This is a genomic window from Streptomyces sp. SID14478, assembly GCF_010548525.1.
GTDB lineage: Bacteria > Actinomycetota > Actinomycetes > Streptomycetales > Streptomycetaceae > Streptomyces.
Genome location: NZ_JAAGMG010000173.1, coordinates 1 through 9,425 on the forward strand (window position 1 = coordinate 1; position 9,425 = coordinate 9,425).

A 9,425-nucleotide genomic window follows, 5' to 3' on the forward strand; every position below is an offset into this window, starting at 1 on the left:
TAGCGGCGGCCCTTGAAGACGACGCCGTGCACCGGGCCGCCCACGCTCTCGTCGGCGGCGAGCTGCTGCAGGGCGTCGGTGAGCTGGATCTCGCCGCCGCGGCCCGGCTGGGTCTTGCGCAGTATGTCGAAGACCGCCGGGTCCAGCACGTACCGGCCGATGATCGCGTAGTTCGAGGGGGCGTCGGCCGGTTCCGGCTTCTCCACCAGATCGGTCACCCGCACCACGTCACCATCCGCGGTGGTGCGCACCGCGGCGCAGCCGTACAGGTGGATCTGCGAGGCCTCGACCTCCATCAGCGCGATCACGCTGCCGCCGTGCTGCTCCTGGACCTCGACCATCCGCGCGAGCAGCGGGTCGCGCGGGTCGATCAGGTCGTCACCGAGCAGCACCGCGAACGGCTCGTCGCCCACGTGCGGGGCCGCGCACAGCACCGCGTGGCCCAGGCCCTTGGGGTCGCCCTGGCGCACGTAGTGCATCGTCGCCAGGTCGCTGGACTCCTGGACCTTCGCCAGCCGGTCGGCGTCGCCCTTCTTCTGAAGCGCCGACTCCAGCTCGTAGTTGCGGTCGAAGTGGTCTTCCAGCGGACGCTTGTTACGGCCCGTGATCATCAGGACGTCGTCGAGACCCGCGGAGGCCGCCTCTTCGACCACGTACTGGATCGCCGGCTTGTCGACCACCGGAAGCATCTCCTTGGGAGTCGCTTTCGTGGCCGGCAGGAACCGGGTGCCGAGACCGGCCGCCGGGATGACAGCCTTGGTGATCCTGGTGTGCGAGTCAGTCATGCCCGTCACCATATCCGGCACCTATGGGCGGATTCTGTGGGTCCGCTTTGATGGCACATATATGCGCGGATGAGGAGAGGTTTGTGAGCCGACTGTGAGCCCGCACACGAGCAACGCACGTGGCGCCCACCCTGACAAGCGCACGTTGCGACGAGAGTTCCTCGCGGTGAGGAGCACGTTGCCAAAGGATGACGTACAGGGGGCGGAAAAAGTTCTCGCCGAGCGGGCCTTCGAGGTCGAGGAGTTGGCCGGGGCCCGCACCGTGGCGGCGTACGTCTCCGTAGGCAGCGAGCCGGGCACGGGGGCGCTCCTGGAGGCACTTCGCGCGCGCGGGACGCGGGTTCTGCTGCCGGTGCTGCTGCCCGACAACGATCTGGACTGGGGAACGTACGAAGGAGCCGCCTCCCTCGCACGCGTGCAACACCCGGGGAAGATGGCTCTGTTGGAGCCCGGCGGCGCACGGCTGGGGCGGGACGCCGTGCTGGCGGCGGACGTCGTGCTGCTGCCCGGGCTCGCCGTGGACGCGCGCGGGACGCGCCTCGGGCGGGGCGGGGGGTCGTACGACAGGGTGCTCGCCCGCCTGGAAGCGGCCGGTGCGCACCCCGCCCTCGTGGTGCTGCTCTACGACACCGAAGTCGTCGCCCACGTCCCCGGGGAGGCGCACGACAAGGCGGTGCACGCCGTGGTGACGCCGTCCGGAACGCATCGGTTCACCTAGGTCGCCGCCTGACGGGAGTCGGTCCGCTCAGGCGGCTTCCCGTAGGCCACGCTTCAGGAAGCGCGAAAGGGGCCTCCACGCGTGCGTGGAGGCCCCTTTCCGTGCCGCTTCTCTACCGCCGCTTACCGCGCCTTACCGGCGCTCTACGGCTTCAGGAGCAGCGTGTCCGACGTGTTGTCGTCCACGGCCTTCTTGGAGTAGTGCCACGGCAGCAGCTCGCCCTTGACCCACTTGTCGGTCTGGTCCGTGTAGTGGGCGCTGTAGGTGTGCCCCGAGGCGCCCGTGAGGTTGATCCACTTGGACTTGTCGAGGTCGTCCAGGTTGACCACCATGCGCATGGACGGGACCCAGTCGACGCCGTAGCCGCCCGCCGCGTTCCAGCCGGTCGCGTTCACCGCGGCCTCGCCGCCGCCGAGCTTCCAGGGGCCGCGGTTGAGCACGTACTGCAGCCAGCCCGGGCCCTCGGTGCCGAGGGTCTGGTTCTTCAGCTCCAGCTTGTGCAGGCGGCCCCAGCTCCAGGTGTCGATGTCCTTGCCGAGCTTGGCCGTGAGGTCCCAGCGGGCGTCGTCCATGGCGCGTGCGAACAGCTCGTCACGGTTCTCGGTGGCCTTGTCGGTGCGCGTCTTCGGCGCCTTCCACCAGTCGTTGTCCTCATCGTTGATGATCTTGCGGATCACCTCGAACCAGCGGTCGCCGCCGTCCGGCTGCGCCGAGTCCGCGTCCCGCTGACCGCACTCGCGCACCTTGCGGTCCTCGTCGGCGGGGCCCGTGTTGTCGACCGGCTCGACGGACAGGCACTGCCCGTCGACGCGCAGCTCCTTGGGGAGCTTGTTGCCGAAGGCGAGCTTCAGGACGTTGCGCCACACGGAGTTGAAGTACGCGGCCGCCGCCGAGTCCGGGTTCTGGGTGTAGTCCCAGTTCTCCAGGAGCTGCTGCGCCTCGCGGACGTACGGGTCCTTGATGTCGATCTTGAGCAGCTTGGGCACGAGCAGCTTGGCGATCTCGCTGCTGCTGTCCATCTGCATGGTGCGCATGTCGTCGGTGGAGATCTTGCCGCCGTCCTTGATCTTCGACTCGATCAGGTCGGTGATGCGCTGGCTACGGGTGCCGTAGCCCCAGTCCGTGGTGAGCGTGTACGGGTACTTGTCCTTGTCGACCACGGCCTGGTTGGCGGTCACGATGTAGCCGCGATCGGGGTTGTACTCGTAGGGCAGCGCGGACTGCGGGATGTAACCGGTCCACCTGTACTTCGCGTCCCAGCCGGGCGAGGGCAGCGAGCCGTCGCCCTCGCCGCGGATCGGGATGCGGCCCGGCAGCTGGTAGCCGATGTTGCCGTCCACGTCGGCGTACGTGAGGTTCTGCGAGGGCACCTGGAAGTCCGAGGCCGCCTTGCGGAACTCGGTCCAGTTCTTCGCCTTGTCGATCTCGAAGACGGCGTCCATGGTGTTGCCCGGGTCGAGCGCGGTCCAGCGCAGCGAGATGCCGTAGCCGTCGCCGCGGTCGGGGGCCGTGGTCCCCACCGGCGCCTTCTTGCCGACCTTGACGAGTTCGTCGTTGCGGTCGGACAGCAGCGGACCGTTGTCGGTCTCGCGGATCGTGATCGTCTTGGAGCTGCCGCCGGCGACCTTGATGACTTCCTTGCGGGTCTTGAACGGCACCGTCTTGTCGTCGTACAGGTAGCCGTCGCCGCTGAACTTCTCCAGGTACAGGTCGGTCACGTCGGCGCCCGAGTTCGTCAGGCCCCAGGAGATGTCCTGGTTGTGCCCGATGACGACGCCCGGCATGCCCGCGAACGTGTAGCCCGTCGCGTCGTACTGGCACTTCTGCGACAAGGACGTGCAGTGCAGGCCCATCTGGTACCAGACGGACGGCAGTTGCGGCGCCAGGTGCGGGTCGTTGGCGAGCAGCGGCTTGCCGGTGATGGTGTGGGCGCCGGAGACGACCCAGGAGTTCGAGCCGATGCCGTTGCCGTTGGGGCCGAGGCCCGCGGAGTCGGGGATCTGGTCCAGGGCGTCGGCGAGGCCGCCCAGCTGGCTCTGGAGGCCGCTGGGAGCCTGTGCACCGCCCGTCAGGCCGGTGCCCGCGGCTCCGGTCCCCTGCGCGCCCGTGGAGCCCGAGGACGAGGGGTCGTACGTCTTCGTGGCGCTGTCGTAGGCGCCCTCCTGCACGATCGGCTTGTGCCGGTCGTACGGGTACTCGGGGTAGAGGTCGGCGATCTGCTTCGGGCCGAGGCGGCTCGTCATCAGGGAGCGGTCGATCTCGTCCTGCATGTTGCCGCGCAGGTCCCAGGCCATCGCCTTCAGCCAGGCCACGGAGTCGACCGGGGTCCACTTCTGCGGCTTGTAGCCGTTCTCGAAACCGAGCGCCACGTACTCGGCGGAGAGGTCCTTGCCGCTCTTGCCCGCCAAGTAGGCGTTGACTCCCTTGGAGTACGCCTGGAGGTACTTCTTGGTCGCGGGCGAGAGCTTGGAGTCGTACTCCTCCTGCGCCACCCGGTGCCAGCCGAGGGTGCGCAGGAACTCATCGGTCTTGACCTGACCCTTGCCGAACATCTCGGAAAGCCGACCGGAGGTCGTATGACGGCGCACGTCCATCTCGTAGAAGCGGTCCTGCGCCTGCACGAACCCCTGCGCCATGAAGAGGTCCTCGTCCGAGGAGGCGTAGATCTGCGGGATGCCGTAACCGTCCCGCTTGACCTGCACGTTCCCGTCGAGGCCGTCGAGCTGCACGGAACCCGTGGTCTGCGGCAAGGAGGCGCGCACGCTGTCGACGCCCCAGTAGGCGCCGTATCCGATGCCCGCGATGACGGCCAACACCAGGACGATCACGATCAGTCGGGCTCGGCGCCCCTTCTTCCTGCCCGACTGGCGACCGGAAGGGGCGTTCGTAGTGGAGGGCATCGCGATCCTTGCTGTCCTTCGCTAGCGGCTGGCTGGAGCAACCATACGAGCAGTGCGGTACGGCCCCGGACGCGGAGTCAGGAAGCGAGGGGGTGCGGGGGTTCGCGGCGGAGGGCCAAGCGTCAAGAAAGCGTCAACGATTAGGTAAGGTAACGAAGTAACTCCCCGCTTCCGGAAGGAACAGCCCCTGACTGTCCACCACCTCAACCAGCTCCTGCTCGTGAGCGCGCTCGTCCTGCTCATCGCGGTCGCCGCGGTGCGCATCTCCTCGCGCAGCGGGCTGCCCAGCCTGCTCCTGTACCTCGGCATCGGCATCGCGATTGGCCAGGACGGCATCGGCGACGTCTCCTTCAGCGACGCCGAGTTGACTCAGGTCATCGGCTACGCGGCCCTCGTCGTGATCCTGACCGAAGGCGGTCTGGGCACGAAGTGGAAGGAGATCAAACCGGTACTCCCCGCGGCCGTCGCGCTGTCTCTCGTGGGAGTCGCGGTCAGTGTCGGGGTGACAGCTGCGGGAGCGCACTACTTGGTGGGCCTGGAATGGCGGCCGTCCCTCATCATCGGCGCGGTGGTGTCCTCCACGGACGCGGCAGCCGTTTTCTCCGTCCTACGTAAGGTGCCGCTCCCGGCGCGCATCACGGGCGTCCTGGAGGCGGAGTCCGGCTTCAACGACGCCCCCGTCGTCATCCTTGTAGTCGCGTTCTCGGCCGCCGGACCCGTGGAGCACTGGTACGTCCTCGTCGGCGAGATCGCGATGGAGCTGGCCATCGGCGCCGCGATCGGGCTCGCGGTCGGGTGGCTCGGCTCGTACGGGCTGCGGCACGTCGCACTGCCCGCCTCCGGCCTCTACCCGATCGCCGTGATGGCCATCGCCACCGTCGCGTACGCCGCGGGCGCCATGGCCCACGGCAGCGGCTTCCTGGCCGTCTACCTGGCCGCCATGGTCATGGGCAACGCCAAGCTGCCGCACTGGCCCGCCACCCGGGGCTTCGCCGAAGGTCTCGGCTGGATCGCACAGATCGGCATGTTCGTGCTGCTCGGGCTGCTCGTCACCCCGCACGAACTGGGCAACGACATCGTGCCCGCGCTCGTCATCGGACTGATCCTCACGATGGTCGCGCGCCCCTTGGAAGTCGTCATCAGCCTGCTGCCCTTCCGTATGCCGTGGCAGGAGCAGGCCCTCATGTCATGGGCAGGGCTGCGCGGAGCGGTGCCCATCATCTTGGCCACCATCCCGATGGTGACCGGAGTCGCGGACAGCCGGCGGATCTTCAACATCGTCTTCGTCCTGGTGGTCGTCTACACGCTCATCCAGGGACCCACGCTCCCCTGGCTCGCCAGGAAGCTGAGCCTGGGCGACTCCTCGGAGGCCGCCGACCTCGGCATCGAATCCGCGCCCCTGGAGCGGCTGCGCGGCCACCTGCTGTCCGTGTCCGTGCCCAAGAGCTCCCGGATGCACGGCGTGGAGGTCGGTGAGCTGCGGCTGCCCAAGGGCGCCGCCGTCACCCTGGTCGTGCGCGACGGCACGTCCTTCGTGCCCGGACCCACCACGGTCCTGCGCCGGGGCGACGAACTCCTGGTCGTGGCCACCGACCCGGTCCGCGACGCCGCGGAGGCGCGCCTGCGGGCCGTCGCCCACGGCGGCAAGCTGGCCGGCTGGCTGGGCACAGAGGGCAAAACCGCCCGTTAACATGGACGGACAGACCAAAAGATTCACCGACTCTGCCTGAAGTGGAGCCGGCGCGACCGCAAAGCGGCCGCGGTCCCCTTGCAGCACTGTCTTCGCAGTGCCTGATCTGCTTGGCCCAGGGCCTCTCCTGGCGCGGACCGTAGGTATCACTCGGTTCCCGGCGTATGAGGACGGCTCTCGGCACGCCCCGCACAACGCGTGTCATCAGGCGGCAGAAAGGCAAGGACCGTGCCGGAGAAGGCCACGGTCACCGATCCCGTCAACAAGACCGCCAAGACCGACAAGCCCGCCCAGCGCCCGGGCTACGGACAGCTGCTGCGCACGCGCGGGGCCTGGACGTTCCTGCTCCCCGGCTTCGCGGCCCGCCAGCCGTTCGCGATGCTGACCATCTCCATCGTGCTGCTCGTCCAGCACACCTCCGGCTCGTACGGGACCGCCGGCGCGGTCTCCGCGGCGACCGGTGTCTCCATGGCGTTGTTCGCGCCCTACAGCGGCAAGCTGGCCGACCGCTTCGGCCAGCGTGCCGTCCTGCTGCCCGGCGTCCTCGTGCACACCGCCTCGGGACTCACGCTCACCGTGCTGGCCCTGTCCGGAGCGCCCACCTGGACGCTGTTCCTCGCCGCCGTGCCGACCGGCGCCTCCACGCCGCAGGTCGGGCCGATGGTGCGCGCCCGGTGGGGCGTCAAGCTCCAGGGCTCGCCGCTGATGCAGACCGCGGCCGCCTTCGAGTCGGTCACCGACGAGTTCACGTTCGTGCTCGGCCCGCTGTTCGCCACCGCCCTGTGCACCGGCGTGCATCCCGCCGCGGGCCTCTTCACCGAGGCCGCGCTCACCCTCGTCGGCGGACTGCTGTTCGCCGCCCAGAAGAGCACACAGCCCTCCGTGGCCGAGATCGCCGGGCACGCGCGCGTGGAGCACGCTTCCGCGCTCCGCGTGCCGGGCGTGCGGGTCCTGATCGTGGCGTTCCTCGGCATCGGTTCCGTCTTCGGCGGCATGCAGGTCTCGCTCGCCGCCTACACCGAGGCGATCGGCGAACCCGGCCTCAACGGCGTCCTCTACGGAACGTTCGCCGCGGGCAACATGCTCTCCGGCATCGTCTGCGGCGCCATCGCCTGGAAGATCGCCCCGCAGCGCCGCCTGCTCGTCGGCTACACGGCCCTGGCGCTGACCGCGTCCGGGCTGTGGGCCGCGCAGTCCGTGCTGCTGCTCGCCGGGCTCGGCCTGCTGGTCGGCGTGTGCATCGCACCCGCGCTGATCACCGGCTACACCCTCGTCGAGAAGATCGTCCCCGCCGGCGCCCGCACCGAGGCCTTCACCTGGCTGACCGGCGCGGTCGCACTCGGTCAGGCGGCCGCCGTGACGGTGGCCGGACAGCTCGAGGACCGGTTCTGGGACGGTGCGGGATTCCTGGTCCCCATGGGCGGCACCGTGCTCGCCCTCGGGATCATCTACCTGCTGCGTTCGCGGCTCGTGCCACCCTCTGGAGGGCGGACCGTCGCACGTGGCGTGGGTCACCGAGTGCCTGTGGCAGTGGACTGATCCCGTGGAATAGGCCACTATGGACCGTCGTTAGCACTCACTGAGTGAGAGTGCCAGGAGGAAGACACAGTGCCGACTTACCAGTACCAGTGCACCGAGTGCGGCGAGGGCCTCGAGGCGGTGCAGAAGTTCACCGACGACGCCCTGACCGAGTGCCCCAACTGCGGTGGCCGCCTGAAGAAGGTGTTCTCGGCCGTCGGCATCGTCTTCAAGGGCTCCGGCTTCTACCGCAATGACAGCCGCGGCTCCTCGTCGAGCAGCAGCCCGGCGCCGTCGTCCGCGAAGTCCGGTTCGTCGAGCTCGACCTCGGGTTCCGACTCGGGTTCGTCCTCCTCCGGCTCTACGTCGTCGTCCTCGACCTCGTCGTCGACCTCGTCCGGCTCCTCGGGTTCCTCGAGTTCTTCGAGTTCCTCCAGCTCGTCGTCCGCCGCCTAGGCGCGACCTGCCACGAACGTCTTACGAGACCCTGTCGTCCCCGACGGCGGGGTCTTCGGCGTTCCCGCCCTTGGTTACTGTGCTGACCATGGCGACCAACACGCACACCCGTACCGACGCCGAGATCGGCGTGATCGGCGGCTCCGGCTTCTACTCGTTCCTCGACGACGTGACCGAAATCCAGGTCGACACCCCCTATGGGCCGCCGAGCGACTCCCTCTTCCTGGGCGAGGTCGCCGGTCGCCGGGTCGCCTTCCTGCCCCGGCACGGCCGCGGCCACCACCTGCCGCCGCACCGCATCAACTACCGCGCCAATCTGTGGGCGCTGCGCTCGGTGGGCGTGCGCCAGGTCCTCGGGCCGTGTGCGGTGGGCGGGCTGCGGGCCGAGTACGGGCCCGGCACGCTGCTGGTGCCGGACCAGTTCGTGGACCGCACGAAGTCCCGGGTGCAGACGTTCTTCGACGGACACCCGCTGCCCGACGGCACCGTGCCGAACGTCGTGCACGTCTCGCCCGCCGACCCGTACTGCCCGGTGGGGCGCAAGGTCGCGGTGAAGGCGGCGCGCGGCAAGGACTGGGAGCCGGTGGACGGCGGGACGCTCGTCGTCGTCGAAGGGCCCCGTTTCTCGACCCGGGCCGAATCGCGGTGGCACGCCGCGATGGGCTGGTCGGTCGTCGGCATGACCGGGCACCCCGAGGCGATGCTCGCCCGTGAACTGGAGCTCTGCTACACGTCGTTGACCCTCGTCACGGACCTGGACGCGGGCGCCGAGACCGGTGAGGGCGTCTCGCACGACGAGGTGCTCCAGGTGTTCGCCGCGAATGTGGACCGGCTGCGGACGGTGCTGTTCGACGCGGTCGCCGGACTGCCGACGACCGAGGAGCGGGACTGCCTGTGCGTGGGGGCGCTCGGCGGGATGGACCCGGGGATCCGTCTGCCGTGACGCCGGCGACAGGGGCGGGGGCGGAGGCGAGGGCTGCGGCAGGGGCGGGGGCGGGGTCGGCGGCAGGGGCCGGCGGCGCGACGGTGTGGAACTGCCCCATCGAACTACCCCATCGGGTGAGGGAGTTGTCCACAACCTCTCGGTAGTGCACGGGGCTCAGCAGGATCTGCCGGGGAGGCGGATCGTGGTCGGCGAGACGGGCGCGGTGCCCGTCCGTTCCGGCTCCGACCGCAGGCGGTGACGACCATGTCCTCGACCCCCTCTTCCTCCTCGCTCCCCTCCCCCCTCTCCCCGGCTTCGACGACTCCCCCGGCCCAGCTCAGCACTCCGCCGACGTCGGAGGTTCCCTCTTTCCCGCCCCTGCGCGTCCGCGGCACGCGCCGACGGCCCGGGCGCACGGGCCGCCGTCGCCGCC

At 69.5% G+C, this 9,425-nt stretch carries 7 protein-coding genes; 5 read left to right on the top strand and 2 right to left on the bottom strand.

What is annotated here, in order from left to right; all coding sequences use genetic code 11:
- On the bottom strand, positions 1-785 hold a 785-nt coding region (gene galU / locus G3I40_RS06600; RefSeq protein WP_164301217.1), incomplete at its 3' end, for a UTP--glucose-1-phosphate uridylyltransferase GalU.
- 145 nt (positions 786-930) lie between these two features.
- On the opposite strand from galU, the gene G3I40_RS06605 reads away from it, so the two are divergent.
- Positions 931-1,503, top strand: a complete 573-nt coding sequence (locus tag G3I40_RS06605; protein ID WP_203643550.1) for a 5-formyltetrahydrofolate cyclo-ligase — start codon at positions 931-933, stop codon at positions 1,501-1,503.
- Positions 1,504-1,646: 143 nt separating this feature from the next.
- Here G3I40_RS06605 and G3I40_RS06610 read toward each other — a convergent pair whose 3' ends face one another.
- A complete protein-coding gene (locus G3I40_RS06610) occupies positions 1,647-4,403 on the bottom strand; it encodes a penicillin acylase family protein (protein WP_164301219.1) in 2,757 nt (918 codons plus the stop codon).
- A 220-nt stretch (positions 4,404-4,623) separates the two neighbouring features.
- Between G3I40_RS06610 and G3I40_RS06615 the strand changes: the two genes are divergently transcribed.
- From G3I40_RS06615 to G3I40_RS06630, 4 genes are all read left to right on the top strand, one after another.
- Complete coding sequence (locus G3I40_RS06615) at positions 4,624-6,093, top strand: potassium/proton antiporter (protein ID WP_343244842.1); 1,470 nt, start codon at positions 4,624-4,626, stop codon at positions 6,091-6,093.
- A 228-nt stretch (positions 6,094-6,321) separates the two neighbouring features.
- On the top strand, positions 6,322-7,632 hold the full coding sequence (locus tag G3I40_RS06620) for an MFS transporter (protein WP_164301220.1): 1,311 nt from the start codon (positions 6,322-6,324) through the stop codon (positions 7,630-7,632).
- Positions 7,633-7,701: 69 nt separating this feature from the next.
- Positions 7,702-8,067, top strand: a complete 366-nt coding sequence (locus tag G3I40_RS06625) for an FmdB family zinc ribbon protein (protein ID WP_164301221.1) — start codon at positions 7,702-7,704, stop codon at positions 8,065-8,067.
- An 88-nt stretch (positions 8,068-8,155) separates the two neighbouring features.
- Entirely contained in the window at positions 8,156-9,010 is an 855-nt protein-coding gene (locus G3I40_RS06630) for an S-methyl-5'-thioadenosine phosphorylase (RefSeq protein WP_164301222.1), read from the top strand.
- The last annotated feature ends 415 nt before the right edge of the window (positions 9,011-9,425 follow it).